Raw genomic sequence first — 25,722 nt, 5'->3', positions numbered from 1 at the left:
CCGTTCTGAACCCGTCCGGAGGAACTGGAATTCCTCAGCTAGCCCGGATGGGGGCCGATCGGATTGGCGATGCGGAGCACTGAGGTCTCCGCCGACCGAGACGGGAGGCCGGTGTGATCTCCGTACTGGTGGTGGACGACTCCGTCGTCATCCGCAGACTGGTCACCGACGCGCTCGGCAGCGATCCCCGGGTCCGTGTGGTCGGCACCGCGCCCAACGGCCGCGTGGCCTTGCAGAAGATCGATCAGCTGAAGCCCGACCTGGTCACCCTCGACGTCGAGATGCCGGTCATGGACGGGGTGACGGCGGCACGCGAGATCCGCCTCCGCCACCCCAAGCTGCCGATCATCATGTTCAGCACGCTGACCAGTTCGGGTGCCGAGGCGACCCTGGCCGCGCTGTCGGCCGGTGCGTCCGACTACGTCACCAAACCGAGCAACTTCGGCAGTGTCGCCGAATCGGTGCGAAGTGTGCGCGAGGAACTCCTGCCCCGCATCCACGCGCTGTGCGAGCGCCCGCGGCCCATGGCCGCGCCGCCGCCGGTGCGCCGTCCCGCCGGTGGCGGTCCACGCCCGGCCCGCGGTCAGACGCGGGTGGTCGTGGTCGCCTCCTCGACCGGGGGACCGACCGCGCTGCGCCAAGTCCTGCGCGGTCTGCCCGCCCGCCTGTCGGTGCCCATCGTGGTGGTGCAGCACATGCCACCGGTGTTCACCGGCATGCTCGCCCAGCGTCTCGACACCGAGAACGCCGTGCGGGTCGTCGAGGCCACCGACGGGATGATCCTCGAACCCGGGACCGTCTACATCGCACCCGGTGACCGCCACCTGGAGGTGGCGGGTGCCGGGAAGATGGTGAAGACCCGTCTGCACGACGGTCCCAAGGAAAACCACTGCCGACCCGCCGCGGACGTGCTCTTCCGCTCGGCGGCCCGCGTCTACGGGAACTCCGCGCTCGCCGTGGTGCTCACCGGAATGGGCCGGGACGGCGCCGAAGGCTGTCGGGCGTTGTCCGCGGCCGGTGCGCAGGTCCTGGCCCAGGACCAGGCCAGCTCGGTGGTGTGGGGCATGCCGGGGGCGGTGGTCGAGGCCGGGCTCGCCGACGCCGTCGTCCCCCTGGGCGGAATGGCCGACCGCATCCTGTCCGCTCTACCCGTGCCGGAGGTGGCATCGTGAGCCTGACCCCGAGCCAGTTCGCCTGGATCGCCGAGATGGTGGAGCGCGCCGCTGCCATCGTCTTGGCTCCAGGCAAGGAATACCTGGTCGAGTCGCGATTGCGCAGACTCGCCACGCAAGCGGGGTTCGACTCGATCGACGCCCTGGTCTTGGCGGCGCAACGCAACTCGCCGCCGTCCCTGCGCCACGAGCTGGTGCAGGCGATGACGGTCAACGAGACGTCCTGGTTCCGCGACCGCGACCCGTTCGCGGCGCTGACCGACGTGGCGTTGCCCGAGATCGTGCGGGACACCCCGCGCGGTCCACTGAGGATCTGGTCGGCCGCCTGCTCCAGCGGGCAGGAGGCGTACAGCGTCGCCATCCTGCTGGACAAGGCCGGCATGTCGGGTCGCGGCTACGAGATCCTGGCCACGGACCTGTCCGAGGAGATGGTGACCAAGACCCGCGAGGGTCGGTACAACCAGCTTGAGGTCAACCGCGGATTGCCCGCGAGCGACCTGGTCACGTACTTCGAGCGCCAAGGTGCCGAGTGGCGGGTGAACGACCGGCTCCGGTCGCACGTCACCACCCGGCGGCTGAACCTGGCCGAGGCACTGCCCCCCATGCAGAAGTTCGACGTGGTGTTCCTGCGCAACGTGTTGATCTACTTCAACCTGGACACCAAGCGGGCCGTGCTCAACCGGATTCGCCAAGCGCTCAAGCCCGGCGGCTGGCTGCTGCTGGGTGCGGCGGAGACCACCGTTGGCATCGATGCGGACTTCGAACGCGTCCCGGCCGGACGCACCGCGATCTACCGGGTGCCCGCCGGCAGTCGGCAACCCGTGAAAGAGGTGACACCTTGCTAGCGATGGTGATCGACGATTCCCGGGCGATGCGCAGGATCCTGCGCACCGTGCTGCAGGAGGTCGGATACGAGGTCGTCGAGGCGGGCAATGGCCAGGAGGCGCTCGACCTGCTCGGTACGGAAGAAGCCGAGACCCGGGTACCCGAACTGGCCCTGATCGACTGGAACATGCCGATCATGACCGGTCTGGAATTCGTGGTCAACGCGCGCAAACAGCAAAGGTTGCGGAACATGTCGCTGATCATGGTCACCACGGAGAGCGAGCACGGCCAGATCGTGCGAGCCTTGGCCTCCGGTGCACACGAATACGTCATCAAGCCGTTCACCCGGGACGCGCTGCACGACAAGCTGGCGCTCCTGGGTCTGCTCCCCGCGGGGGTGAACTCATGAGCTCCGAGATCCCCACGGTGGAGCAACTGGACGACATTGCCGAGCAGGTCTGGGCGGCGTTCCTGGACGACGGCAACCCGGCCGTCATCGGCTTCGCGGCCGGTGACGAGCGTGGCGACCTGGCCGCCTCCGTCTCGGTGGCCGGTGCCTGGGAAGGCACCCTGGTCGTGTCCTGCACGGACGACGCGTCGCGTGAGGTCGCCTCGGCCCTCTTCGCGATGCCGGTCAGCGAGGTGACCCCCGCCGACATCGGCGACGCGCTCGGTGAGCTGGCCAACGTGCTCGGCGGCAACGTCAAGAGCATGCTGCCCTCGCCGTCCACGTTGTCCTTGCCCGAGGTATTCACGACCGACGACGACTCGCAGGTGGTCGAGGTCTGCCGAACAGTGGTGACGTGGCGAGAGCGCACGTTCACGGTCGCGCTGCTCAAGTCCCCGCGGGCTGTGGCGCAGGAAGAGGTGGCGTCATGAAGATCCTGGTCGCCGACGACAGCCGGGTGATGCGGCAGATCGTGATCCGCACGCTTCGGCAGGCCGGCTTCGGTGACCACGACGTCGTGGAGGCGCCCGACGGCGCCGCCGCGCACACCGTGGTCCAGGAGGAGAACCCCGACCTGGTGCTGTCGGACTGGAACATGCCCAACATGTCCGGCATCGAGCTGCTGCACGCGCTGCGCGCGGGCGGCAAGCAGGTACCCTTCGCCTTCGTCACCTCCGAGTGCTCGCAAGACATGAAGAACCTAGCCGAGGCCGGTGGCGCGCTGTGCGTCATCACCAAGCCGTTCACCGCCGACGCTTTCAAGGAACACCTCGCACCGTTCCTGGAGTCCGCCTGATGAATGACCAGCTGCCGTCCGTGATGGAAATTCGCGTTCTACTCGAAGACCTGACCGGGCGTGCGGTGGACGTGTCGCCGCACGACTCGCCCGGTTGGTCCGGAAAACCTCCGGTCACAGCCGTGCTCGTGTGCAACGACATGAAGGTCGGGGTAGTCGTCGCGTTCGAACTGCCGTTGGCGGCCAGCCTCGGCGCCGTGCTGGGTCTCATCCCGGTCGGCGGCGCCGAGGCGTGCGTCGAGGACGGCGAGCTGAGCAAGATGATCGAGGACAACCTCTTCGAGGTGTGCAACGTCCTCACCGCGGTGTTCAACAAGGGCGGCGGGCGCCACGTGCGGCTGCACGCGCTCCACTCGAAGCCCTCCGAGGTGCCGTCGGACATCACCGCCCAGCTCAACGCGCTCGGTTCGCGCCTGGACCTCACCGTCCAGGTCAACGGCTACCTGCCGGGCAAGTTCTCCATCGTCGTGCCCGTCTGATCCCCGTGCTGACCTCCGAGGACGGCCACCGGAACACCCCGGTGGCCGTCCTCGTCCTTTTTGGCGCAACCGCCGGCCGACGGTGTCGATAGGACCGTCGAGACCCGCCAGGAAGGCGAACCAGGCCACGGACCGGCCGACCGCGCTACTCGGGGATGGACCGTGAGTGGGAAGCGCCTGAGCCAGTTCGCCGTGCCCGGCGGCGTGCTGATGATCATCGTCGTGATGATCCTGCCGATGCCCACGTTCTTGCTCGACGTGCTCATCGTGTTCGACATCGCCATCGCGCTGTTGATCGTCATGATCAGCATGTTCGTCCGCAAGCCGCTGGAGTTCTCGGTCTTCCCGTCGGTGTTGCTGCTGGCCACGCTGTTCCGGCTCGCGCTCAACATCAGCGCGACCCGGCTCGTGCTGCTCGACGGCGACGCGGGCGCGGTCATCGGCGCGTTCGGCCACTTCGTCGTGGGCGGGTCGCTGGTCGTCGGCCTGGTGGTCTTCCTGATCCTGATCGTCATCCAGTTCGTCGTCATCACCAACGGCGCGGGCCGCGTCGCCGAGGTCGGCGCGCGGTTCACCCTCGACGCGATGCCCGGCAAGCAGATGGCCATCGACGCCGACCTCAACGCGGGTCTGATCGACGAGCCCGAGGCCCGCAAGCGCCGGGCGGAGGTCACCGCCGAGGCCGACTTCTACGGCGCGATGGACGGTGCCTCGAAGTTCGTCAAGGGCGACGCGATCGCCGCCGTGGTCATCACCCTGATCAACCTCATCGGCGGGTTCACCGTCGGTGTCGTGCAGCAGGGCATGGACCCGCTGGACGCGGTCAACACCTACAGCCTGCTCACCGTCGGCGACGGTCTCGTCTCGCAGATCCCCGCGCTGCTGCTGTCCGTGTCGACCGGTCTGATCGTCACCCGTTCGGCGACCGACGAGGACATGGGCACGCAGGTCGCGGGCCAGTTCTCCAACAACCGGCAGGTGCTGCGCATCGGCGGCGGCGCCCTCGTCCTGCTCAGCCTGCTCCCCGGTCTGCCGATGTTGCCGTTCCTGCTCGTCGGCGTGCCGCTGCTCATGCTCGCCCAGCGTGTCGGCGGCCCCAAGACGGAGGTCGAGCAGGTCGACGAGACCGCGGCCGAACCCGCCCGCGATGCCACCGAGACGTTGCTCGCCGAGATGGCGGTCGACCCGTTGGAGTTGGCGCTGGCACCCGATCTGGTGGACTTGGTCGACTCGGCCGGCGGCGACCTGCTCGACCGCGTCCGCGCGCTGCGCCGCAAGATCGCGCTGGAGCTGGGCATCGTGCTGCCGCCCGTGCGCACCCACGACGACCTGGAACTGCCACCCGGCAGCTACGCGATCCGGATCAGCGGTTCGACGGTCGCCACCGGCACCGCGCTGCCCGGCACCGTGCTCGCCATCGGCGACGGTCTGGACGCCCTTCCCGGCACGCCCGGCGTGGAGCCCGTCTTCGGCCTTTCCGGCAAGTGGGTCCCGGCCGAACTGCGCCACCAGGCCGAGCTGGCGGGCGCCACGGTGGTCGACCGCGCGTCCGTCGTCGTCACCCACCTGGCTGAAGTCACCCGGCAGAACGCGTCCCGCCTGCTCGGGCGTGAGGACGTCCGCGCGCTCACCGATCTCGTCCGCCGTTCGCACCCCGTCGTCGTCGAGGAACTCACCCCCGGCCTGCTCAGCCTCGGCGAGATCCAGCGCGTGCTGCATCGCCTGCTGGACGAGGGAGTTCCGGTGCGCGACCTGGTCCGGATCTACGAATCGCTGTCTCTCACGGCCAAGTCCGGCACCGACATCGAGCGGCTCGTCGAGGCGTCGCGGCTCGCGCTCGGCCCGGCCGTCGCCGACCCGCACGTCCAGGACGGCACGCTCGCCGTCCTCACCCTCGACCCGCGGCTGGAACAAGCGCTCTTGACGTCGGTGCACAACACTGATTCGGGAACCCGGCTCGCACTGGAGCCCCAGCACCTGGAGACGATCATCGGTGACGTGACCCGCCTCGTCGGGCAGGCAGAAGACCGGGGCGTCAGCCCCGTGTTGGTGTGCGCGCCCGCACTGCGCTCCGCATTGCGGAGGGTGGTGGGGACGGCCGTGCCACGTCTCGCGGTGCTGTCCTACTCGGAGCTGTCCGGCGGTTCACATCGGATCGAAACGGTCGGAGTGGTGAACAGTGGTTACGCGATTCCTGCTTGAAGGTCCTGATCTTCAGGCCCTCCTCGGCCGCGTAAGCGCCGAATACGGTCCGCGGGCACGCATCGTGTCCGCGGACCGGCTGCGCCGCGGGGGCATCGGCGGGTTCTTCAGCAAGCAGTGGTTCGAGATCGGCATCGAGGTGCCCGACGAGGAGCAGGCGACCGCCGAGGCGAAACCACCGCGACCACGACGTGAGGCCGACTCCGTCGACGCGCTCATCGACCTGGCCGACAACGCCGACCGCGCCCGCATGCGCGGCGGGACCCGACCCGACCCGTTCACCACGCCCCGCCACGCGCGCCGTGACCCGTCGACCGCGACGTGGCGCGAGCCGGAGTCCACGCCGACGCTGCCGCGTACCCGACGCGAGTCGCCGGTCGAGCCGCGCACCCTTCGCGAGCCACCTGTCGAGCCACGCACCCTTCGTGAACCGTCGCCTGTGGACGAACTCGTCGACGCCGTCGTGGACGAGCCCGAGGAGCGGCCCCGCGCGTCGGTCATCAGGTCCGGCGAGGCCGAGGTGCGCCCCGCGTTCCAGGACCTGCTGGCCGCGCACGGCGTGCCGGCACAAGAGGACACCGAGGACGACGAAACCGTTCTCGCGACACGGCGTGAGACGCCGAAAACCTCCGATCAGGCGACCCTCGAAGGGGTGATTCCCGAACCGGACACTCCGGTCCGCGCCGACCCGTCGGCGAACGGTGCCTCGCGCACCGTGCCGACGCCCGACCCGGTGGCGACCTCGCCCCAGGAGCCGGTCGTCGAGACGGTCCGTGCGGAATCGCCGGTCTACGAGGTCTACGACTTCACGTCCACTTCGGACGTCCAGGCTCCGGTCGATGAGGACTCTCCGGTCGAGGCCGGCTCCGAACCGATGTCCGCGGGCGGTCCGGAATCGCCGGTCGGTACGACTTCCGAACCGGACTCGATGCCTGAGGCTCCCTCTGCGGTCGGTCCTGTCGCCGCCGAGTCCGGCTTGAGTGGCGGCGTGGCCGAGCCCGGTGCGACCGGCCTCGTGGCCGAGGTCGATGCGGTGGAGCCGGCCGCCGGTTGGTCCGCGGCGGTCGGCCCGACTGCCGTCGAGCCGACTGCCATCGAGCCGACTGCCGTCGAGCCGACTGCCGTCGAGCCCGCAGTTTCCGAATCCACTGCTTCCGAGCCCGTTGCCGCTGTTTCGGTCGACACCGAAGCCGCGACCGGTGCACTCTCCGCGCCCGGTCCGGGTGCCCCGGAGTCCATGGCCGCCGAGCCCGTCGCCGAGTTCACGGTCGACGATTCCGCGACCAGCGGATCCAGCCCGACTCGGCCCGGTGCGGGCGAGCCCGCCGCCGGTCCGACCGCGGCCGTCGAACCCGCCGCGACCGCATACTCGCCGCCCGAGTCCATCACCGCCGGCCAGACCGGTGTCGGCCCGGCTGCCGTTGGTTCGACCGCTGCCGACCCGATCGCCGCTGGCCAGATCACCGCCGATCCGGCCGCTGCCGGTTCGATCGCCGCCGGTTCGGTCGAGGCCGTCGGGTCCGGCGCGATGGGGCGCATCGACGTCGAGACCTCCGCGATCGGTGCCGCGGAACCCGTCGCCGACGGACCCGCTGCCGGGCCGGTCGTGATCAGGCCTGTCGCGGCCGAATCCGGTGCGGTCGGGATCACCGGCGTCGGTCCGACCGGTGTCGAGTCGGTCGGGACGGAGTCCATCGCGACCGGGGTGGCCGGGGGCGGTCCTGAAGCCGTCGGATCGGCGGCGACCGGTGTCGTGGGGTCCGCCGTCGTCGACACCGCCGCGGAGTCCGGGCCGGTCGTGCCCGCCGCGACCGGGCACACCGCTGTCCCACCCGCCGCCGAGTCCGGCGCGGTCGAGTCCGGTGCCGCCGGACCCGTCGGTGCCGACCCGGGTGCCGCGTCGGTCGTGGGTGGGGAGTTCTCCGAGTCGTACGAATCGGCGGGGTGGCCCGGTACCTCGTCGGCGTCGGATCCCCGTCCGGCCGTCGGTGGCCAGGGTGCCGAACCGGCGGCGGCGAGCGTGGGCGAGCCGATCTTCCAGGGCTACGAGTGGGAACCGGGTTCCGCGTCGGCCGCCGGCCCGATCGTCGGCGAACCCGCTCCCGAGACCGTCGCGGCGTCGTGGCTGGCCGAGGTCGAGGCCGGGATCGCGGGCGGTGCGATGTGGTCGGAGTCGACGCCCGTCGAGCCGGCGGCCTGGGGTGTCACGGAGTCGGGTGTGTTCGAGCCGGCCGCCGGTGGTCCGGGGCAGTGGGAGCCCGCGGGCGGGCCTTCCGTTCCGCGGCCGTGGTCCGGGCTCGCGGCCGGTGTGCCGGATCCGATCGTGACCGAGCGGGAGTTCGGTGTGCCGTCCGGGACGCGGGCCGCGTCCGGGCAGGAGTTCGCCGGGCAGGAGTTCGTCGAGCGGGAGCCCGTTGCCGGGCCCTGGAGCGATGTGGAGTCAACAGCCCTGTCGGTCGGGTACCCGGCCGGTGAACCGGAGGTGTCGGACGTGGGCGAATCCGTTGTGCGACAGCAGTTCTACGGGGCGCCCGCGCCCAGGTCGGCCGAGGCCACGGGGGGCGTTCCCCCGGTCGTGCGGCAGCCGGCCGACGTCTCCCGGTACGCCGATGCCCGGTACGCCGATGCCCAGTACGCCGAGGCGCAGTACGCCGAACCGCAGTACGTCGGGGCACTCGGCGACCGGGCCGGCTTCGTGCCGTCGTCCGGGATGACGGCCTCGTCACAGCACGGCGGCCCGCAGATGGCCGTGCCGTCGCCGTACATCGGTGAGCGGACCTATTCCCCGGAGCACGGCGGGGAACCGTACGACCCGGCAGCCGCGTATCGGCTCGCCGGGGAAGCGATGGCCGCTTCGGCGGGCATCGGCGGACCCGGGACGGCCCAGGCCGGCGCGGGTGCCGTCGGGTCCGTCGCGCGACCCGCGCCGGAGGCCGCGTCGTACGTGGCCGCCGGACCCGCGCCCCAGTGGGCGGCCGGGTCGCAGACCGGAGCCGCGTCGGCTCCGGAACAGATGTCGAGCGGGGGTTCCGGGATGGGATTCGCTGGTATGCCGGGGTTGCGGCCGTCCGCCCCCGGCGCGCAGGAGTACGCGGCCGGGATGCCGTACGGCGGTGAGCCGCAGCAGGCCGAGCCCGCCGTCGGGCTCGGGATGACCGCCGGTGCCATGGGCGGGGCCGCGACGGCACCCGGCGGGGAGTCGTACATCCCCGAGGCACGGGTGCGCGAACCGCTGGTCGCGGACATCCCGCAGGACGCGGGCGGACGTCTCCGCCGCGCGCCGCGGGTGGCGCTTGGTCAGCTCGTGCGGGCCATGCCCGGCCAGGTCGTGGTGATCATCGGCACGTCCGGGCACACGGTGGACGTCGCGCACTGGGCCGCGCGCAAGCTGCGCGTCGGCACCGACCGGGTGTTCGTGGCCGGACCGGTCGCGCTCACCGCCGGGCAGAGCCGGATCTGCGGTCCGGAGCACGCCGCCATGCTGGCGACGGAGCTGCACCGCAGCCCGTTGCCCGCCGTCGTGGCCATCGAGATCGCGGGCAGCGAGCCCGACGACGCCGAGTGGGCCCGCGACATCACCCAGGCCCTGCGGGTCGACGCGTCCATCGCGGTCGTCGACCCGACCAGGTCCCTGGTCGCCCTGCGCCGCCACATCGCGGAGCTGGGCAAGGTCGACGCGGTCGCGGTGCGCGGTCCGCACGTCGACGACGAGACGATCGACGAGCTGGCCCTGCCCGTGCTCCTCGTCGAAGGCAAGCCCGCCGAGAACAGCTGAGTGAAGGTGACCCTGCGATGTTCCGCTACTCCACCCTGGGCCTCGCGGCCCTGATGACCTCGCCCGCCCTGTACCACGCGCTCGTGGTGCAGGACCTGCCCGTCGTCGACGCGCTCACCCGGTTCCTCATCGCGGTCCCGGTGTCCGCCGTGTTGACCGGTCTGCTGCGCATGGCGACGGCACGCCGTCCGTCCTACCGCGTGGCCACCGCGCCCGTGGCGGCCAAGGCCGCACGCACCGACCGCTGACGGCAGTACGCGAAAGAGCGCACGGACCCCCGATCCGTGCGCTCTTTCGCATTGGTGGCGGGTTCACCCGGTCGACGGTGCCCGAGTGCGTATTTCAGGGTGCCCGAGTGGAGGACTCGCGGGTCAGGCGGCGCCGGTCATGGTGTGGATGCCGGCCGCGCTGCCCTTGCGCTTGAGCCGGTACAGGAACGCCAGGACGTGGGCCACCGGCTCGAACAGGTCCGCCGGGATCTCCTGGCCGACCTCGCACGCCTTGTGCAGCGCACGGGCCAGGGGTACGTCCCGCACGATCGGCACCCGGTGCTCCGTGGCGAGGTCGCGGATGCGGGCGGCGATGGCGTCGGCACCCTTGGCCACCACGCGCGGTGCGCCCTTGGCCGGGTCGTAGCGCAGCGCCACGGCCACGTGCGTCGGGTTCACCAGGACGACGTCCGCCTCGGGCACGTCGGCCATCATGCGGTTGCGGCCCATGGCCATCTGCTTCTGCCGGATGGCCGCCTTGAGCTGCGGGTCGCCGTCGGAGTTGCGGTGCTCCTCGCGGATCTGCTGGTGGGTCATCTTGAGTTCCTTCATCACGCGCCGGCGCGAGACGAAGTAGTCCACGACACCCAGGACCAGGCCGGCGACACCGGCCCACCGGATCAGCGTCAGGATCGTGTCGCCCACCAGGCCGACCAGCGCGCTCAACGGCAGCGTGCCCGCGCTCAGCGCGGTCGGCACCAGGTCCTTCAACCCCATGTAGAGCACGATCGCCAGCACGGCGGTCTTCATCAGCGTCTTGGCCGTCTCCCACGCCGCCTGCGGGCCGAACATCCGCTTGAAGCCGGGCAACGGGTTGAGCCGGTTGAACTTCGGGATCAGCAGCTTGGGCGAGGGGCGCAGGCTGCCCTGCGCGGCGGCGGCCACGAGCGTCGCCACGACCGTGCCCGCGAGCAGCGGCGTGACGGCCCACGCGCCTTTGCCCAACCCGTCGCCGAGCATCCGCAACGCCACGCCGGTGTCGGGCTTGGCGATGAAGTCGGCCGTGCCGCGCATCATCAGCTGCGCCGAGTCCATCAGGCTCGACAGGCCCATCGGCGCGAGCCACGACGCGGCCAGGACCGCCGCCCAGTTGCCGATCTCGGCGGTGCGCGGGCTCTGGCCGTCCTTGCGCGCATCGCGGATGCGCTTCTCGGTGGGCTTCTCGGTGCCCTCGTTCTTGCTCATTTGCCCATCGCCTTGAACATCGCCTCGACGGCGCCCTGGACGGTGCCGCGCACCGCGGCCGGCAGCAGGAACATGGCGGACCCGACGAGCAGCAGGGTCAGGCCGATCTTGGCCGGGAAACCGATCGCGAACGGGTTGAGCGCGGGCGCGATCCGGTTGAGCAGGCCCAGTCCGATGTCGGCGCAGAACAGCACGACGATCAGCGGACCCGCGATCATGATGGCGGACAGGAACATCCGGCCCAGGCCCTCGGTGAGCAGACTGCCCAAAGTGGACAGTGAGAGTCCGTGGTCGAGCGGGACGGCCTCGAACGACAGTGTGAAGCCGCGGATGATGATCTGGTGCCCGTCGGTGACGAACAGCAGCGCCGTGGCCAGCATGCCGTAGAAGCGGCCGAGCACGGAGTTGTTGCCGGAGAAGGACATCGGGTCGAACGCGAACGCCATCGAGAAGCCGCCGAACACGTCGAGCAGGTCGCCCGCCGCCTGGATCGCCGCGAAGATCAGCGCGGTCAGGAAGCCCAGTCCGGCGCCGACGATCGCCTGCGTCACCACGCCCGACACGACCGACCAGGTGGTCAGCTCCGGCACGTGCGCGGAGGTGCCGGGCAGCACCGGCAGCGCGATCGCCAGGGCCAGCATGCCCTTGACCGTCGTGGGGATGGCCCGGCCGTTGAACGGGGGGCTCACCATCAGCCACGCGGCCGTGCGCGCGGTGGCCAGCAGGAGCGCGAGGAGGGTCCCGGTCGGGATGGCGGCTTCCATGGGGTCCTTATCCGCCGATGAGCTGGGGGATGCGCTCGTACAGGGTCGAGGTGAACGTGATGACCTCGTGCACCATCCAGCTGCCGCAGATCAGCAGCGCCACGGCGACGCCGATGGCCTTGGGCACGAACGACAGCGTCACCTCCTGGATCTGGGTGACCGACTGGAACAGCGAGATGCCGAAGCCGATGGCGAGGGCGGTGAGCAGGACCGGCGCGGCGAGCTTGCCGGTGACCATCATGGCTTCGAAACCGAGTTCGACGACCGTGGTGTCGTTCATCGACAGGCCCCTCAGGAGTAGGTGCCGACGAGCGCGGTGACCAGTAGTCCCCACCCGTTGGCCAGCACGAACAGCAGCAGCTTGAACGGCAGTGCGACCGTCACCGGGGGCAGCATCATCATGCCCAGCGACATCAGTCCGGCCGAGACGACCATGTCGATCACGAGGAACGGGATGAAGAGCACGAACCCGATCAGCATGGCGGCGCGCAGTTCCGAGAGCGCGAACGCGGGCACCAGCGTGGTCATCGGCACCGCGTCGGCGTTGGCCGGCTTGTCGGCGCCCGAGACCTTGGTGAACAGCGCGATCTCCTCGGGCCGGGTCTGCTTGAGCATGAACTCGCGCAGCGGCTTGGAGCCGTCCTCGAACGCCTGGGACTGGGACTTCTCGCCGTTGAGGTAGGGCTGGACGCCCTCGGAGTTCACCTTGGACGCGACCGGTCCCATGATGAACAGGCTCAGGAACAGCGCCAGGCCGGCGAGCACCTGGTTGGGCGGCACGTTGGTGAGACCCAGTGCGTTGCGGGTGATGCTCAGGACCACGAAGATCTTGGTGAAGCTCGTGCACAGCAACAGCAGTGCGGGCGCCACGGACAGCACGGTCAGCGTGATCAGGATGACCAGCGACTCGCTGGGCTTGTCCGGTGTGCCGACGGTGACGGTGACGTCGGGCGAGGTCGGCTCGGTCGGGCCGACCGGCGCGGCGGCGACGGCACCGGAGACGGCGGCGGCGGGCTGGACCGAGGCCGAGGCCGAGGCCGTGGCCGTGCCGCCGAAGACGACGGCGCCGACCGTGAAGAACGTGAGCAGCAGGGCGACGAACCTGCGTCCGATCACGAGCGCACCGACCGTTCCTTGAGGGCGTCGAACGCCTGACGCCAGGTGGCGGGCGACAACGCCGACCCGTTGAGCTTCGAGGTGGTGCCGTCCGCTGCCGGCTGCTCCTGGACCTCCGTGCGCGCCTGGAGCTCGTCCAGGTCCAGCGGGGTCCGGTGGGTGGTGCCGGTGGGCGCCGTGAAGACGTCCGCGTCGGCCTCGTGCAGGAGGCTGACGCCCGCGTCCGTGACACCGAGCACCAGGGCCCGGCGGTCGACGCGGACCACCGCGACACCCGCACCGCGGGTGAGCTGGGTGCGGGCCAGGACCTCCAGGCCCGCGGCGACCGCCCGGCCGCGCATCGGGCGGCGCAGGACGCGGGCGATCAGCCACAGCAGGCCCAGGATCAGGACCAGGCCCAGGAGCAGGCGCGGCAGCGCTTCCATCGACTACTCTCCCGCCGCGTCGGCCGGTGCCAGGATCTCCGTGAGGCGCAGGCCGAAGTTCTCGTCGACGACCACCACCTCGCCGCGTGCGATGAGCTTGCCGTTGACCAGCAGGTCCGCCGGGCTGCCCGCGAGCCGGTCGAGTTCGATGACCGAGCCGGTGGTCAGCGACAGCAGCTCGCGGACGGCCATCCGGGTCCGGCCCAGCTCGACCGTGACCTCCATCTCGACGCTGTGCAGCAGGTGCAGGCCGGACGCGAGCGAGGCGGTGCGGACGGGCGCGGCGGCCGGTGCGGGCGCGGTCCGGGCGGACGCGACGCTGACCGCGACGGCCGCGTACGGGGCGCCGGCCGCGTCCAGCGGCACGACCACCGGGGTGCCGCCGTTCTGGAGCAGCTCCACCGCCTCGGCGACGGACACCTCGCGGGCCGGACCGGCGGCGGCACCCAGCGCGCCGGCGGCGGCACCCAGCGCCGGCGCCACGGCGGCGACCAGGTCGAGTTCGCCCAGCGGACCGGCACGCAGCGCGTCGACCAGGTCCTGGTTCACGACGACGACCAGGGAACCGGCGAGCATGCCGGTCATCGGCGCGGTGACGGCGGCACCGGCGATCCGGGCGACCGCCATCGGGTTCTGGTCGGGCAGGCCGACGGTCACGTTCTCGCCGACCGGGAGGACGCTGAGCGCGGCCTCGGCGGCGGCGCGGACGGTCGTCGGCAGGGCGGGGTTCGTGGTCGCGGACGTCATGCTCGGCTCTCCTCCGATTCGGTGGCGACGACCTGGCAGGTCAACCGGGTGCCGCGGGCGGTGGGCACGGCGCGGCCGAAGATGCCGCCCGCCGTGGTGATGACAAGGGGGCGGTCGACCGGGTGGTCCAGCGAGACCACGTCGCCGACCCGCAGGTCCAGCAGGTCCTCGGAGCGCATCCGCGCGGGGGAGAACCGGACCGCGACCTCGACCGGGACGTCGCTGAGGCTCTCGGTGAGCAGGTCGCGGGCGGCGGCACGGGCGGCCTGCTCGCCGGCGCTGATGGCCGTGGAGTCCAGGCGGCGCTGCAGCGAGGGCTGGACCGCCTGCACCGGGACGCTGAACGTCAGCTCGGAGGCGGCGGTGCCGACCGCGATCTCGAAGGACGCCTTGACCAGGGCGTCGGCCGGTCCGCCGACGGCGACCAGCTGGGGGTCGTACTCGAGCACGCCGAGCACCAGGTCGACGGCGGCGAACTCGGCGTACGCGGCGCCCAGCTCGGCGAGCGCGTCGGTGAGCAGCTCGCGGACCAGCGGTGTCTCGATGTCGCTGAGCGTGCGTCGGGGCTGCTCGCCGCCGCCGGTGCCGCCCAGCATGTGGTCGATCCACACCATGGCCAGTTCACGGGGGAACACGAGCACACCGGCGCCGGACAGCGGCGACAGACCGATCGACACGGCGATCAGGTCGTCGGTCTGCTCGGTCAGCACGGTGCGCGTGGAGACCTGCTCGATGCCGGTCATGGCGACACGGCAGACCACGCGCAGGTTCGACGTCAGCAGCACGCTCAGGCGGTGCGCGAACGTCTCGTAGGCGATCTGGAGGATGCGCAGGTGCTCGCGCGGCAGGTTCGCCGGGCGCAGGAAGTCGTACGTCGACGACGCCCTGCCGTCGGTGACCAGGCCCGCCGTCTTGGCGGACCGGGACCGAGGAGTTCCGGGAGTGAGCGGAGTGGCTGACACGTCGAGCCGATCGGCCCACCCCCGGAGCACCTGAGCCGTTGCCCCGTCGGCTAACCCGAACGGGGCACGGTGAGCGTCGTCACTGCATGACGAACTGCGTGAAGTAGAGGTCCATGACCTGGCCTTCGTACGCCTCCTCGATCTTCTTCAGCAGTTCGGCCTTGCCGGCCTCGCGGGCCTCCGAGGTGCTCAGCTCGGCGATCGAGCGGTTGCTGAACTCCGAGACGGCCAGGTCCAGCGCCCGGCTGCCGTCGAGTTCGCCGGTCGCGTCGGCCGTGGCCTGCAACGCCAGGCTGAGCTTCAGGAAGTGACCGTCCTTCAGGTTCAGCGTGATGGCCTCGAGCGCGATGACCTTGCCCGGCTCGGGCGGCGGCGGCGTGCTCTCGCCCTTGAAGAACATGAAGTACGCGGCACCGCCGCCACCGAGGACCAGCACCGCGGCCACGATGATGATCAGCAGCTTCTTGGACTTCTTCTTCTCCGCCGGTTTGGCGGTCGACTCGTCCGACTTGGCCATGGCCGGCCTCCTTTCCGGTCGGTTCCTACTCGTGGGTGGCGATCACCGGGAGCAGCGAGCGCACTTCCGGCGACTGGCCCGACATCACGACGATCTCCACGCGGCGGTTGCGGGTCACCGCGAGGGGGTCCGACGGCGGGTAGAGCGGCTTCTGGTCGGCGTGGCCCGTGGCGGTCATCCGGGAGGGGGAGACGCCCGCCTCGGCGAGTACTCGCACCACGCTCGACGCCCGTGCCGTGGACAGTTCCCACGCCGACGGGTAGTTCACGGTGGGCACGTTGAGCTGGTTGGTGTGCCCGCCGATCTCCAGCTTGTTGGGCAGGTCGACCAGCGTCGGCTCCAGCGCCATGACCACCCGACGGCCGTCGGGCAGCAGCACCGCGCTGTCGCCGCCGAACACGATCGAGCTGGTGATGACGGTGACCACCAGGCCGCGGTCGTCGATGGAGAACGCCACCTGGTCGGCGAGGCCCTGCTTGGTCAGCTCCTCGGTCATCCGCTGCTGGATGCCGCGCAGGCTGTCGACCTCGTCCCGGGCTTTCTGCTCGTCCTGCGACGCCTTGGCCCGGTCCGCTTCACGCACGGCGGCCGCCGCCTGGTCCTCGCTGATCGGCTTGTCGTTCGCCACGCCGCCCGTGGACAGGTCCACGGCCGACGGCAGCAGGCTCTCGTCGTTGGTGCCCTTGCTGGAGATCTCGCCGACGACGACGATCTCGCTGCCGCCGAACGCGCCCGCCAGGCTCTGCTTGAGCTGGTCGAACTTCTGCGCGTCCACGGTGGACATGGCGAACATGACGATGAACAGCACCATCAGCAGCGTGATCATGTCGGAGTACGTCAGCAGCCACCGCTCGTGGTTCTCGTGTTCCTCGTCGTGGCCCTTCTTCTTGCCGGACATCACGCCGCCTTCTGCTGTTTCTCGCCCCCGGTGGAGACGAGACCGCGCAGCTTGCGGGCGACGATGCGCGGGTTGGCACCGGCCTGGATGGACAGCACGCCCTCCAGCGCCAGCTCCATGCCCTCGATCTCCAGCTCGCTGATCCGCTTGAGGCGGTTGGCCAGCGGGAGCCAGAACACGTTCGCGGTCATGACGCCGAACAGGGTCGCCACGAACGCACCCGCGATGAGGTGGCCCAGGCTGCTCGGGTCGGACAGGTTCTCCAGCACGTGCACGAGGCCGAGCACGGTGCCGATGATGCCGATGGTGGGCGCGAAACCGCCCATGTCGGTGAAAATCTTGGCACCGGCCTTGTCGGCGCGGCGCTTGGAGTCGATCTCGCCTTCGAGGATCTCGCGGACCTCGCGGGAGTCCGTGCCGTCGATCGCCAGTTCCAGGCCGCGGCGCAGGAACGGGTCCTCGACCGACTTGGCCTCCTCTTCGAGGGCGAGCAGGCCCTCGCGCCGCGCGCGGTCGGACAGCTTCACGATGACGTCGACCAGCGGGCCGTTCTCGATCTTCTTGGTCATCAGCGCGCGCTTGAACAGGGCGCCGATGCCCATCGAGTCGCTCATCATGCCGCCGGCCATCGCCACGCCGAACGTGCCGCCGATGACCAGGATGATCGGGGGCAGCAGCAGGATCGACATCGGGTCACCGCCCTCCATGAGCATGGAGACGATGATCGCGACGAGGGCGAGGACGATGCCTGCGATGGATGCCGGGTCCATCAGTGCTCATCCCCTTCCGGGAACCGCAGCACCGTCGCCCGGGCCGCCCGCGACGGGCCGGGGTTGTCGGTGCCCAGCTGCGCGCGTTCGAGCAGGGCCGCGCGGTGGTTGCTCACCAGTTCGGCCAGTTCGTCCAGCGACTGGGCCACGACGTACTTGGCGCCGGTGACGAGTGTGATCACCGTGTCCGGCGTCGGGTCGGCGCGTTCGAGCAGGTCGGGGTTCAGTGCGAAGACCTGCCCGTTGAGGCGGTTGAGCAGTATCACGGCGACCGTCCTTGGCTTATGGGGAAGGCGCCGTCCGTGGCGCCCTGCCCTTCCTAACGTCCGATGACCTCAGCGCTTGAGGTTCATGAGGTCCTGAAGCAGCTCGTCCGAGGTGCTGATGACCTTCGAGTTCGCCTGGAAACCGCGCTGGGCGATGATCAGGTTGGTCAGCTCCTGGGCGAGGTCCACGTTGGACATCTCCAGCGCGCCGGTGACGAACGTGCCGGTGCCGTTCTGACCGCCGAGACCGATCTGCTCGGTGCCCGAGTTGACGCTGGCGCGGTACAGCGAGCCGCCGACCTTCTCCAGGCCGTCCGGGTTGGCGAAGTTGGCGACCGCGATGGCACCGATCTTCTTGGTGGTGCCGTCGGGCAGCACGCCGGTGATCGTGCCGTCGGGCGCGACCGAGAAGTCCGCGTAGGTGCTGGACGGGATGGTCAGGCGGCCGGTGGCGCCGGTCGTGTCGATGGCACCGGTGACCGGGTCGGCGGACCAACCCTGGATCAGGTAGCCCTCGGTGGTGGTCAGGCTGCCGTGCGAGTCGAACGACAGCGCGCCGTTGCGGGTGTAGGACCGCTGGCCGACCGCGTCCACGACGAAGAAGCCGTCGCCCTGGATCAGCATGTCGGTGTCGCGGCCGGTGACCTGGGTGGCGCCCTGGCCGAAGTTGGTGTTCACGCCGGCCAGCTCGACACCCAGGCCGACCTGGGCCGGGTTGGTGGCGGCGGTGGTCGCGCCCTCGGTGGCGGCACCGCGGATCGTCTGGCTCAGCGCGTCCTGGAAGATGACCTGCGAGCCCTTGAAGCCCGTGGTGTTGACGTTGGCGATGTTGTTGCCGGTGACGTCGGTCATGCGCTGGTGGGTACGGAGACCGGAGATGCCGGCGAAGAGCGAACGCAGCATGGATTTTCCTGCTCTCTTTCGAGGGTGGGTAAGGGCGTCCCGATCAGGCTGTACGGCCGGAAACAGCGGTGAGTGCGGACAGTGCGACATCGGTTTTCCCGATTCGCACGGTCGGGTCGCTCCCGAACGTCGCGGAGTCGACGACACCGGTGTGCCGAATGCCGTCCGCGTCCAGGTACTCCACGTTCTTGCCGACGAGGTCGGCCGCGCGGGCGCTGACCGTCGACGTGAGCAGCGTCTCCTGCTGGGCGGCGAGCTTGTTGAGGACGTCGACCTGGGTGAGCTGCGCGGTCTGCGACATGAACTGCGCCGGGTCGGTCGGGCTCGTCGGGTCCTGGAACTTGATCTGCGCGATCAGCAGCTTGAGGAAGTCGTCCGACTTGAGACCGGTCGTGCTCGTGGTCTGGGTGGTCGGGGCCGTCTTCTGCGTGGTGGTCGTCGCCGCTGTGTACGACGTCCCGCCGATGGGACTGGTCATGGAGTTCCTTTCACGCGTGCAGGTCGAGGACGCCTCGGGAGGGCCGGCGGATGACCGGCGTGGCCTCGGTGGCGGTGTCGGTCGCCTCGCGACCGGCGGCCCAGGCGGGCCTGGGGTCGGCCCACGTGCGCCGGCCCTGGTCGCCACCGGCCGTGCCCAGGTCGAACCGGCACGACGCGAAACCGGCGCGTTCCATCTCGCGGCGCAGGTCGGGCAGCGCGTCGCGGATGGCCTCGCGGCCCGCCTCGGTGCCGCCGCCGAGTTCGATGCGGATCTCGCCGTTGGCGATCTGCGCGGTGACGGCGACCGGGCCCAGGTCGGCGGGGTGCAGGTGGATGGTGAGTTCGTGCTCGCCGACGCCCAGGGCGACCAGCGCGGAACCGACCTGCGTGGCCACCGGGTGCACGGGGTGGTGCGGCGCGGGTGCGTGCGCGATCGCGGCGGGCGCGGTCGGCGTGGTGGGTGCGGGTACCTGCTGCGGCACGACGGGCAGGCCCGCGTCGGCGTGGCGTGGCTCGACGACCGCGGGGGTGGTGTCCGGCCCGGGGGTGGGGGAGTTGCCGGGCCGGACGGTCTCGGGGGCGACCTCGGCGGTCGCCTGCGCGGTCGGGTCGCCGACGGTCGCCGCGGGAGTCGCCGCGGTGCTCGCCGTGGTGGTCACGGGGTCGGCCGCGGTGGTCGCCGAAGTGGTCGCGGAAGTGGTCGCCGAAGTGGTCACAGCGGTGGTCACGGTGGTGATCCCGACGGCGTCCGCTGTGGACGGTCGGGTCACGGGGGTCGGTGCTTCGGCGTCGGCCGATGTACGACTCACGAGCGCCCCATCGGTCCGGGGAGCGGTCACCTGCGAACCGTCTACCGGAGATCCACCGGTCGTGTGCCCGGCTGCCGCCGAAGCGGGGGTTTCCTGGCCCTTCGATCCGCTGTTCCGGCTGTCGCCCTGCGCATCGCCACCGGTTCGGGTGTCGCCGGTACGGGCGATTCCGGCCGGAGCCGTGGTCTGCTGGGCGGTCGGCGTGGTGCCGTCCGCCGGCGTGGTGGCGGTCTGGCCGGTCTCGGGCGTGGCCTGGGCCACGGTCGCCGTGGCCGTTGCCACCTGGGCCCCCGCGACCTGGGCCACCGTGACCGGCGTGGCGACCGCGACCGGCGTGGCGACCGGCTTCGGGGTCTGAGTGACGGGCGCGTCGACGACCGGCGTGGCGGCCGGCGTGCCGAGCGCCTGCGTGAAGGCGATCCGCACGTCGCCGGGCAGCGCGGCGGCCAGGGCGTCGATGCCGACCACCCGGCCGGTGGGTGCCTGGGACGGCACGGCCGGCTGCGGCGTCGCGACGGACACGCTCGTGTCCGCCTGGAGCGCGAGTCCGGCCAGCAGCCCGATCCGGGCACCGAGCCCGACCGGGGCGTCGGGCGTGCCGACCGCCTGCGGGACGACGACCTCGGGGGCGGTCGGCGTGGTCCGGGTCAGGGGCACGGCGATCGCGGCCACCTGCGGTGTGCCGGCGGCCACCGCGACCGCCGACGGGGTCGCGGTCGCGGTCGGGACGACCGACTCGACGGGCAGGCCCGGACCGGCGAAGCCCTCGCCGGCGGCGCGCGCGTCCACGGCGACCGGCTCGGGCCGGGCCGGGCCGGCCACGACGGTGTCGGAAACGACGGCACTCGCCGCGACAGCACTGTCCGCGACAGCACTGTCCGCGACGGCACCGGTCGTGGGAGGGGTGCCCGGGACGGCGACGTCCGGAGTGGCCATGGGCGGCACAGGTGTCACCACGGCGACGTTCGCCTTGACGGCGTTCATGACGGCGGCATCCGCGACAGCGGTATTCATGACAGCGGTATTCACGACAGCGGCGTCCACGACAGCGGCGTCCACGACACCGGTGCCGACGACGGCGACCTTCGTGGTGGGGACGTCCGCGACGGGGACGGTGGTGGTCCGCACGACCGGCGCCGGAACGGCGAGCTGGGCGAGTCCCGCCTGGAGCCCGAGCGCGACCTGCGCGTCGAGCCCCGGCGCACCCGTGCCGACCTCGGCCTCGACATCCACGTCGATCTTCACGTCGGTGTTCGGGTCGGTCTTCGCGTCGGCCTCGACCGCGGTGGCGGTCGCCGCGGTCGCGACCACCGTGCCGTGACGGAGGACCGCGACAGCGGCCTCCGTCACGGTCGGGTCGGCCGCCGGTTCCGGCTGGGGTGCGGGCAGCGGAACGCCCCCGACCGGGATCGGCGTGCGGTCGGCCGGCGCACCGGCGACACCGCCATGGTCCTTTGTGGACTCTTCGGCGGACGTCGAGAGGCTCGCGGCGAACGCGGCGTGGAAGCCGGGCTCGCCCTCGCCGCGCGAGCGCGTCGACGCCTGCTGCGGACGCGACGGCGTGGACTGGATCAGCGGAGTGGTCACGCGGCACCGCCCAGCGAAGCCATGATCTTGCTGACGTAGTTCTGCGTCTCGGCGTAGGGCGGGATGCCACCGTACTGGCGGACCGCGCCCGGACCGGCGTTGTACGCGGCCAGCGCCAGCGGCACCGAACCGAACGACTGGAGGTTGCTCGACAGCAGCCGCGCGGCGCCGTCCACCGCCTGCGTGGGGTCGAGCGGGTTCACGCCGAGGCCGGCGGCGGTCGCGGGCATGATCTGCATGAGACCCTGCGCGCCCGCGGAGCTGACCGCGTTCGGGTCGTAGTTCGACTCGGCCTTGGCCACCGCCGACAACAGGCCCTCCGGCAGGTTGTACTTCTTGGTCGCCGCGTCGAACAGCGCCTGGTACCGGCCGGCGCCCGAGGACGCGGACGAGACCGACGAGGTGCCCGAGTCGGGCAGGATGCGCCGGATCGTGCTCGGCGTCTCCCACACGTCCTGGATGCGCACGTTCGCGCCCGGCTCCGGCGCGTGGATCATCTTGCCGTCGCCGACGTAGATGCCGATGTGGTGGGCGGGGTCGCCGAACGCGATCAGGTCACCCGGCTTGGCCTGGTCCAGGCTCGGCACCTCGGTGCCGACCTTGGCCTGGTCCTGGCTCACGCGGGGCAGCGAGACGCCCAGGTCGCCGTACACCTTCTGCACGAGGCCGGAGCAGTCCAGGCCCACCGACGGGTCGGTGCCGCCCCAGACGTAGGGCACGCCGAGGTACTTCTTGGCATCGGCGACGACGTCGGCACCGGTCGTGCCGGACGACGTGGTGCCCGCGCCCATCGCGGACGAGAGCGCGTCGGCGAAACCGGTCGACGAGGTCTGGCTGGTCCGGACCCCGCCCGAGATCAGCGATTCGAGCTGCTGGATGCGTGCCGCGATGCCGTCGATGCCGGTCACGGTCATGACTGCTCCCACCCTCGCGTGGACAGTTCGTCGGTGTCGCGCTGTTCGGCGGCCAGCTCCTCGAGGCGGCGTGCCTCGGCGGCCCGCTCGACGAGCTTCTCCACGCCGCGCCGCCGCCGGGCGGCGGCACGCAGCAGGTCGTACGTGGTGTCGGCGTCGACCTCGGCACTGCGGGCCAGGGACACCGCCTGGTCCAGCGCGCTCGCCAGCGACCGGCCGGCCGCGATGGCGGCCAGGTACGCGCGCGGGTCGGCTTCCTCGGGCAGGCTGTGGTCGGCCAGCGCGTCCTCGTGGTCGGTGACCACGTCGTGCGCGCGGCGCAGCTCCATCGTCGCCTTGGCGACCGCACCCCGGGCCATGTCCTCCTGAGCGCGTCGGGCCCGCAGCACGGCCGCGAGCCGGCTCTTGACGCTCATCGGGTCTCCGTCCCGTGTAGCAGTTCACGCAGGGCGGCCCAGGACTGCGCGGACGGCACGCGGTCGTCCATGTCCTGGCGCAGGAACTCCATCAGCCGGGGCCACAGCGCCAGCGCGCGGTCGGCGTCCGGGTTCGAGCCCGCCGCGTACGCGCCGATCTCCACCAGTTCGCGCACGTCCCGGTGCGCGGCCAGCAGCCGGCGCAACATCGACAGGTCGGCGCGCTGCTCGGGCGTGGTCACCGCGCCCGCGACCCGGGACACCGACTCCAGCACGTCGACGCTGGGGAAGTGCGCCGCGGTGGCCAGGGCCCGGGTGAGCACGATGTGCCCGTCGAGGATCGACCGCGCGGTGTCGGCGATCGGCTCGTTGTGGTCGTCGCCCTCGACGAGCACGGTGTACAGGCCGGTGATGCTGCCCTTCGACGCCGGACCGGCGCGCTCGAGCAGGCGCGGCATGAGCGCGAACACCGACGGCGGGTAGCCGCGGGTGGCGGGCGGCTCGCCGGCGGACAGGCCGACCTCGCGCTGCGCCGTGGCGATGCGGGTCAGGCTGTCCATCAGCAGCAGCACGTCCATGCCCTGGTCGCGGTACCACTCGGCGATGCGCGTGGCCACGAAACCGGCGCGCAGGCGCACCAGCGGCGGCTGGTCCGAGGTCGCCACGACGACGACCGAGCGGGCCAGGCCCTCGGGGCCCAGGTCGTGCTCCAGGAACTCGCGCACCTCACGGCCGCGCTCGCCGATCAGCGCCACGACCGTGATCTGCGCGGACGTGCCGCGGGTGATCATCGACAGCAGGCTGGACTTGCCGACGCCGGAACCGGCGAAGATGCCGACGCGCTGGCCGCGACCGCACGGGACGGCGGTGTCCAGGGCGCGCACGCCGAGCTGGAGCGGCTCGCGGATCAGGCCGCGCTCCAACGCCGACGGCGGCGGCATCTCGACCGTCACCGGGCGGCCGACGATCGCCGGGCCGCCGTCCATGGGCTCGCCCAGGCCGTCGAGCACGCGACCGCGCAGGCCCTCGCCGACGACGACGCGCAGCGGGTGGCCGGTGTTGACCACGGGCTGGCCGATGCCGATGCCGTCGAGCGGACCCAGCGGCAGGCACACGACGCGGTCGGCGGACAGCGACACGACCTCGGCGGGCAGCGGGGCGTCCTGCGGTCCGATGTGGACCAGGTCGCCGACCCGCGCGGTGATGCCCGAGACCGAGACGGCCAGGCCCACGACGCCGGTGACCCGGCCGACCACGCGCGGCTTGCCGTACGCGGCGAGTTCCGGCACCGGGAACGTCAGCGTGGTCACGATGCCTCCCGGAGCGAAGTGGTGAGGGCGCCCAGTTCGGCGCGGACGGCGGCCAGGGCCTCGGCGAGCACGGCGTAGACCGTGGTGGTGTCGGTCTCGGCGACGGCGTCGCCGCGGCCGACCGACGGGTCGGCGGCCAGCGAGACCGGCGCACCGGACAGCGTCGGCGTCTCCGCCTCGGCCAGTTCGGCGAGGTCGGCCGGGTTGAGCCGGACGACGACGGGCTTGCGCTCGGGCACGTTGGCCAGCGCGCGCCGCACGGCGGCCCGGGCGGCGGCCGGCGCGTCGACCGCCAGCGTGGCGCCGAGCAGCGACTCGGCCAGGTCGACCGCCGCGGCGACCAGCGGCTCGGCGATCTCCTCGGCCCGCTGGACCGTGATCGCCCGCACCTGGTCGGCCGCCGCGGCGACGGCGGCGACGGCCCGGCCGATGCGGGCGTCGCGGTCGGCCAACAGCGTGGTCAGGTCGCTCGTCGCACGGGCGCGGGCGGCGGAGGTCGCCTCCCGGGCCTCTCGGATGCCCTGCGCCCAGCCGACGGCGTAGCCCTCGGCGTGGGCGCCGGCGCGGACCGTGCCGATGGTGGGCACGCCGCGCGGTCCGACCCGGTACGGCACGGCCGTCTCGACGTCCCGCAGCACCGTGCCGGTGGACAGGTGCTCAGTCGACGAACTCATCCTCGTCCCCTCGTCGCAGCACGAGCTGACCCGACTCTTCGAGGGATCGGATGACCCCGATGATCTTGGCCTGGGCCTCTTCGACGGTCCGCAGGCGGACCGCGCCGAGCACCTCGATCTCCTCCAGCAGGTTCTCCGCGGCGCGGGCCGAGAGGTTGCCGACGATCTTGTCGCGGACGACCTCGGTGACACCCTTGAGCGCGGTGGCCAGGTCCTGTCCCTCGACCTGGCGCAGCACGAGCTGGAGCGACCGGTCGTCGATGCCGACCAGGTCCTCGAACATGAACATCCGGCTGCGGATCTCGTCGGCCAGCTCCGGCGAGCGCTTCGCCAGGCCTTCGAGGATCGCGCGTTCCGTCGTGCGGTCCGAGCGGTTGATGATGTCCACCAACGGTTGCACACCGCCCACAGTGGACACGTCGCTCGGCGTCAGCAGCGAGGAGAGCTTGCGCTCCAACACGTTCTCGACCTTGCGGATGATCTCCGGCGAGGTGCGGCCCATCGTGGCCACGCGCAGCGCCACGTCCGACTGCCGGTCCGACGGCAGGCCGGACAGGATCAGCGACGCGAGGTGCGAGGGCATGTGCGCCAGCACCAGCGCCACGGTCTGCGGGTGCTCCTCCTGGAGGAACGACAGGACCTGGCGCGGCTCGGCGCGCTGGAGGAAGCGGAACGGGACGTCGACCATCGAGGCGCCGATGCGGTGCACGATCTCGTCCGCGCGGTCGTGGCCGAGGGTCTCGACCAGCAGCTCGCGGGCGTAGTCCATGCCGCCGAACGCGATGTGCGAGCGGGCCTGGGTCATGGCGTGGAACTCGTCGAGCACGGCCGAGACGGACGAGTTGTCCACCGAGCCGAGCCGGACGATCTCCGCCGAGAGGGCCTCGACCTCGGTCTCGCGCATCTTCGACAGGACCTTGGTCGACTCCTCCTTGCCCATCTGGAGGATGAGGATCGCGGCCTTGCGCAGCCCCTCCATGGAGGCCTGGGAACTCACCACGATGTCCGACATG

The 25,722-nt window shown here is 71.4% G+C and carries 28 protein-coding genes; 9 read left to right on the top strand and 19 right to left on the bottom strand.

Going from position 1 to position 25,722, the window contains the following annotated elements:
- The first annotated feature begins 113 nt into the window (after positions 1–113).
- From F4559_RS28435 to F4559_RS28395, 9 genes are all read left to right on the top strand, one after another.
- Complete coding sequence (locus tag F4559_RS28435) at positions 114–1,172, top strand: protein-glutamate methylesterase/protein-glutamine glutaminase (RefSeq protein WP_184673897.1); 1,059 nt, start codon at positions 114–116, stop codon at positions 1,170–1,172.
- Positions 1,169–2,017, top strand: coding sequence for a CheR family methyltransferase (locus F4559_RS28430; RefSeq protein ID WP_184673895.1), 849 nt, complete (start codon positions 1,169–1,171; stop codon positions 2,015–2,017). The genes F4559_RS28435 and F4559_RS28430 overlap by 4 nt, the downstream gene beginning before the upstream one ends.
- A 2-nt stretch (positions 2,018–2,019) precedes the next feature.
- Positions 2,020–2,406, top strand: coding sequence for a response regulator (locus tag F4559_RS28425; protein ID WP_221447404.1), 387 nt, complete (start codon positions 2,020–2,022; stop codon positions 2,404–2,406).
- Positions 2,403–2,876: a chemotaxis protein CheX gene (locus F4559_RS28420; protein ID WP_184673891.1), complete on the top strand. Its 474-nt coding sequence runs from the start codon at positions 2,403–2,405 to the stop codon at positions 2,874–2,876. Before F4559_RS28425 ends, F4559_RS28420 begins: the two co-directional genes overlap by 4 nt.
- Entirely contained in the window at positions 2,873–3,241 is a 369-nt protein-coding gene (locus tag F4559_RS28415; RefSeq protein ID WP_184673889.1) for a response regulator, read from the top strand. Before F4559_RS28420 ends, F4559_RS28415 begins: the two co-directional genes overlap by 4 nt.
- Positions 3,241–3,720, top strand: coding sequence for a hypothetical protein (locus F4559_RS28410; protein ID WP_184673887.1), 480 nt, complete (start codon positions 3,241–3,243; stop codon positions 3,718–3,720). The genes F4559_RS28415 and F4559_RS28410 overlap by 1 nt, the downstream gene beginning before the upstream one ends.
- A gap of 162 nt (positions 3,721–3,882) precedes the next feature.
- Positions 3,883–5,922, top strand: a complete 2,040-nt coding sequence (gene flhA / locus F4559_RS28405; protein WP_184673885.1) for a flagellar biosynthesis protein FlhA — start codon at positions 3,883–3,885, stop codon at positions 5,920–5,922.
- A gap of 64 nt (positions 5,923–5,986) precedes the next feature.
- The gene (locus F4559_RS28400) at positions 5,987–9,697 is read left to right on the top strand and encodes a hypothetical protein (RefSeq protein ID WP_184673883.1); all 3,711 of its coding nucleotides are present in this window, start codon (positions 5,987–5,989) and stop codon (positions 9,695–9,697) included.
- Positions 9,698–9,714: 17 nt separating this feature from the next.
- Complete coding sequence (locus F4559_RS28395; RefSeq protein WP_184673881.1) at positions 9,715–9,945, top strand: hypothetical protein; 231 nt, start codon at positions 9,715–9,717, stop codon at positions 9,943–9,945.
- 123 nt (positions 9,946–10,068) lie between these two features.
- Here F4559_RS28395 and F4559_RS28390 read toward each other — a convergent pair whose 3' ends face one another.
- The 19 genes from F4559_RS28390 to fliG all read right to left on the bottom strand — a co-directional run bounded on the left by F4559_RS28390 (position 10,069) and on the right by fliG (position 25,721).
- A complete protein-coding gene (locus F4559_RS28390) occupies positions 10,069–11,151 on the bottom strand; it encodes an EscU/YscU/HrcU family type III secretion system export apparatus switch protein (RefSeq protein ID WP_184673880.1) in 1,083 nt (360 codons plus the stop codon).
- Entirely contained in the window at positions 11,148–11,915 is a 768-nt protein-coding gene (locus F4559_RS28385) for a flagellar biosynthetic protein FliR (protein WP_184673878.1), read from the bottom strand. The genes F4559_RS28390 and F4559_RS28385 overlap by 4 nt, the downstream gene beginning before the upstream one ends.
- A gap of 7 nt (positions 11,916–11,922) precedes the next feature.
- Positions 11,923–12,195, bottom strand: a complete 273-nt coding sequence (gene fliQ / locus F4559_RS28380; protein ID WP_184673876.1) for a flagellar biosynthesis protein FliQ — start codon at positions 12,193–12,195, stop codon at positions 11,923–11,925.
- Between the two features lie 11 nt (positions 12,196–12,206).
- Positions 12,207–13,031, bottom strand: a complete 825-nt coding sequence (gene fliP, locus F4559_RS28375; protein WP_312865865.1) for a flagellar type III secretion system pore protein FliP — start codon at positions 13,029–13,031, stop codon at positions 12,207–12,209.
- On the bottom strand, positions 13,028–13,456 hold the full coding sequence (locus tag F4559_RS28370) for a flagellar biosynthetic protein FliO (protein WP_184673874.1): 429 nt from the start codon (positions 13,454–13,456) through the stop codon (positions 13,028–13,030). Before F4559_RS28370 ends, fliP begins: the two co-directional genes overlap by 4 nt.
- A 3-nt stretch (positions 13,457–13,459) precedes the next feature.
- On the bottom strand, positions 13,460–14,203 hold the full coding sequence (gene fliN, locus F4559_RS28365; RefSeq protein WP_184673871.1) for a flagellar motor switch protein FliN: 744 nt from the start codon (positions 14,201–14,203) through the stop codon (positions 13,460–13,462).
- Positions 14,200–15,165 carry a flagellar motor switch protein FliM gene (locus tag F4559_RS28360; protein ID WP_184673869.1) on the bottom strand — a complete coding sequence of 322 codons (966 nt, stop codon included), beginning with the start codon at positions 15,163–15,165 and terminating at the stop codon, positions 14,200–14,202. Before F4559_RS28360 ends, fliN begins: the two co-directional genes overlap by 4 nt.
- 79 nt (positions 15,166–15,244) lie before the next feature.
- On the bottom strand, positions 15,245–15,682 hold the full coding sequence (locus tag F4559_RS28355; RefSeq protein ID WP_184673867.1) for a flagellar basal body-associated FliL family protein: 438 nt from the start codon (positions 15,680–15,682) through the stop codon (positions 15,245–15,247).
- Between the two features lie 25 nt (positions 15,683–15,707).
- A complete protein-coding gene (locus F4559_RS28350; protein ID WP_184673865.1) occupies positions 15,708–16,580 on the bottom strand; it encodes a flagellar motor protein MotB in 873 nt (290 codons plus the stop codon).
- Positions 16,580–17,350, bottom strand: coding sequence for a flagellar motor protein (locus tag F4559_RS28345; protein WP_184673863.1), 771 nt, complete (start codon positions 17,348–17,350; stop codon positions 16,580–16,582). The genes F4559_RS28350 and F4559_RS28345 overlap by 1 nt, the downstream gene beginning before the upstream one ends.
- Positions 17,350–17,616: a flagellar FlbD family protein gene (locus F4559_RS28340; RefSeq protein ID WP_184673861.1), complete on the bottom strand. Its 267-nt coding sequence runs from the start codon at positions 17,614–17,616 to the stop codon at positions 17,350–17,352. The genes F4559_RS28345 and F4559_RS28340 overlap by 1 nt, the downstream gene beginning before the upstream one ends.
- Positions 17,617–17,685: 69 nt before the next feature.
- On the bottom strand, positions 17,686–18,519 hold the full coding sequence (locus F4559_RS28335) for a flagellar hook-basal body complex protein (protein WP_184673859.1): 834 nt from the start codon (positions 18,517–18,519) through the stop codon (positions 17,686–17,688).
- A 43-nt stretch (positions 18,520–18,562) separates the two neighbouring features.
- The gene (locus tag F4559_RS28330; RefSeq protein ID WP_184673857.1) at positions 18,563–18,997 is read right to left on the bottom strand and encodes a flagellar hook capping FlgD N-terminal domain-containing protein; all 435 of its coding nucleotides are present in this window, start codon (positions 18,995–18,997) and stop codon (positions 18,563–18,565) included.
- A gap of 10 nt (positions 18,998–19,007) precedes the next feature.
- On the bottom strand, positions 19,008–21,395 hold the full coding sequence (locus tag F4559_RS28325) for a flagellar hook-length control protein FliK (protein WP_184673855.1): 2,388 nt from the start codon (positions 21,393–21,395) through the stop codon (positions 19,008–19,010).
- Complete coding sequence (locus F4559_RS28320; RefSeq protein ID WP_184673853.1) at positions 21,392–22,309, bottom strand: transglycosylase SLT domain-containing protein; 918 nt, start codon at positions 22,307–22,309, stop codon at positions 21,392–21,394. Before F4559_RS28320 ends, F4559_RS28325 begins: the two co-directional genes overlap by 4 nt.
- Positions 22,306–22,725: a flagellar FliJ family protein gene (locus tag F4559_RS28315; RefSeq protein WP_184673851.1), complete on the bottom strand. Its 420-nt coding sequence runs from the start codon at positions 22,723–22,725 to the stop codon at positions 22,306–22,308. The genes F4559_RS28320 and F4559_RS28315 overlap by 4 nt, the downstream gene beginning before the upstream one ends.
- Positions 22,722–24,035, bottom strand: coding sequence for a FliI/YscN family ATPase (locus F4559_RS28310; RefSeq protein ID WP_184673849.1), 1,314 nt, complete (start codon positions 24,033–24,035; stop codon positions 22,722–22,724). The genes F4559_RS28315 and F4559_RS28310 overlap by 4 nt, the downstream gene beginning before the upstream one ends.
- On the bottom strand, positions 24,032–24,709 hold the full coding sequence (locus F4559_RS28305) for a FliH/SctL family protein (RefSeq protein WP_184673847.1): 678 nt from the start codon (positions 24,707–24,709) through the stop codon (positions 24,032–24,034). The genes F4559_RS28310 and F4559_RS28305 overlap by 4 nt, the downstream gene beginning before the upstream one ends.
- Positions 24,693–25,721 carry a flagellar motor switch protein FliG gene (fliG, locus tag F4559_RS28300; protein WP_184673844.1) on the bottom strand — a complete coding sequence of 343 codons (1,029 nt, stop codon included), beginning with the start codon at positions 25,719–25,721 and terminating at the stop codon, positions 24,693–24,695. The genes F4559_RS28305 and fliG overlap by 17 nt, the downstream gene beginning before the upstream one ends.
- Position 25,722: the final 1 nt, after the last annotated feature.

Source organism: Saccharothrix violaceirubra, assembly GCF_014203755.1.
GTDB lineage: Bacteria > Actinomycetota > Actinomycetes > Mycobacteriales > Pseudonocardiaceae > Actinosynnema > Actinosynnema violaceirubrum.
Note: the sequence above shows the minus strand (reverse complement) of the source record. Positions and strands in the feature narration are given on the sequence as shown.

Excerpts from the sequence above, each read along its gene's own strand:
- F4559_RS28425 (WP_221447404.1), top strand. The coding sequence starts at position 2,020 with ATGGTGATCGACGATTCCCGGGCGATGCGCAGGATCCTGCGCACCGTG.
- F4559_RS28420 (WP_184673891.1), top strand. The coding sequence starts at position 2,403 with ATGAGCTCCGAGATCCCCACGGTGGAGCAACTGGACGACATTGCCGAG.
- F4559_RS28415 (WP_184673889.1), top strand. The coding sequence starts at position 2,873 with ATGAAGATCCTGGTCGCCGACGACAGCCGGGTGATGCGGCAGATCGTG.
- F4559_RS28410 (WP_184673887.1), top strand. The coding sequence starts at position 3,241 with ATGAATGACCAGCTGCCGTCCGTGATGGAAATTCGCGTTCTACTCGAA.
- F4559_RS28395 (WP_184673881.1), top strand. The coding sequence starts at position 9,715 with ATGTTCCGCTACTCCACCCTGGGCCTCGCGGCCCTGATGACCTCGCCC.
- F4559_RS28390 (WP_184673880.1), bottom strand. The coding sequence starts at position 11,151 with ATGAGCAAGAACGAGGGCACCGAGAAGCCCACCGAGAAGCGCATCCGC.
- F4559_RS28385 (WP_184673878.1), bottom strand. The coding sequence starts at position 11,915 with ATGGAAGCCGCCATCCCGACCGGGACCCTCCTCGCGCTCCTGCTGGCC.
- fliQ (WP_184673876.1), bottom strand. The coding sequence starts at position 12,195 with ATGAACGACACCACGGTCGTCGAACTCGGTTTCGAAGCCATGATGGTC.
- F4559_RS28370 (WP_184673874.1), bottom strand. The coding sequence starts at position 13,456 with ATGGAAGCGCTGCCGCGCCTGCTCCTGGGCCTGGTCCTGATCCTGGGC.
- fliN (WP_184673871.1), bottom strand. The coding sequence starts at position 14,203 with ATGACGTCCGCGACCACGAACCCCGCCCTGCCGACGACCGTCCGCGCC.
- F4559_RS28355 (WP_184673867.1), bottom strand. The coding sequence starts at position 15,682 with ATGGCCAAGTCGGACGAGTCGACCGCCAAACCGGCGGAGAAGAAGAAG.
- F4559_RS28350 (WP_184673865.1), bottom strand. The coding sequence starts at position 16,580 with ATGTCCGGCAAGAAGAAGGGCCACGACGAGGAACACGAGAACCACGAG.
- F4559_RS28345 (WP_184673863.1), bottom strand. The coding sequence starts at position 17,350 with ATGGACCCGGCATCCATCGCAGGCATCGTCCTCGCCCTCGTCGCGATC.
- F4559_RS28335 (WP_184673859.1), bottom strand. The coding sequence starts at position 18,519 with ATGCTGCGTTCGCTCTTCGCCGGCATCTCCGGTCTCCGTACCCACCAG.
- F4559_RS28330 (WP_184673857.1), bottom strand. The coding sequence starts at position 18,997 with ATGACCAGTCCCATCGGCGGGACGTCGTACACAGCGGCGACGACCACC.
- F4559_RS28320 (WP_184673853.1), bottom strand. The coding sequence starts at position 22,309 with ATGACCGTGACCGGCATCGACGGCATCGCGGCACGCATCCAGCAGCTC.
- F4559_RS28315 (WP_184673851.1), bottom strand. The coding sequence starts at position 22,725 with ATGAGCGTCAAGAGCCGGCTCGCGGCCGTGCTGCGGGCCCGACGCGCT.
- F4559_RS28305 (WP_184673847.1), bottom strand. The coding sequence starts at position 24,709 with ATGAGTTCGTCGACTGAGCACCTGTCCACCGGCACGGTGCTGCGGGAC.
- fliG (WP_184673844.1), bottom strand. The coding sequence starts at position 25,721 with ATGTCGGACATCGTGGTGAGTTCCCAGGCCTCCATGGAGGGGCTGCGC.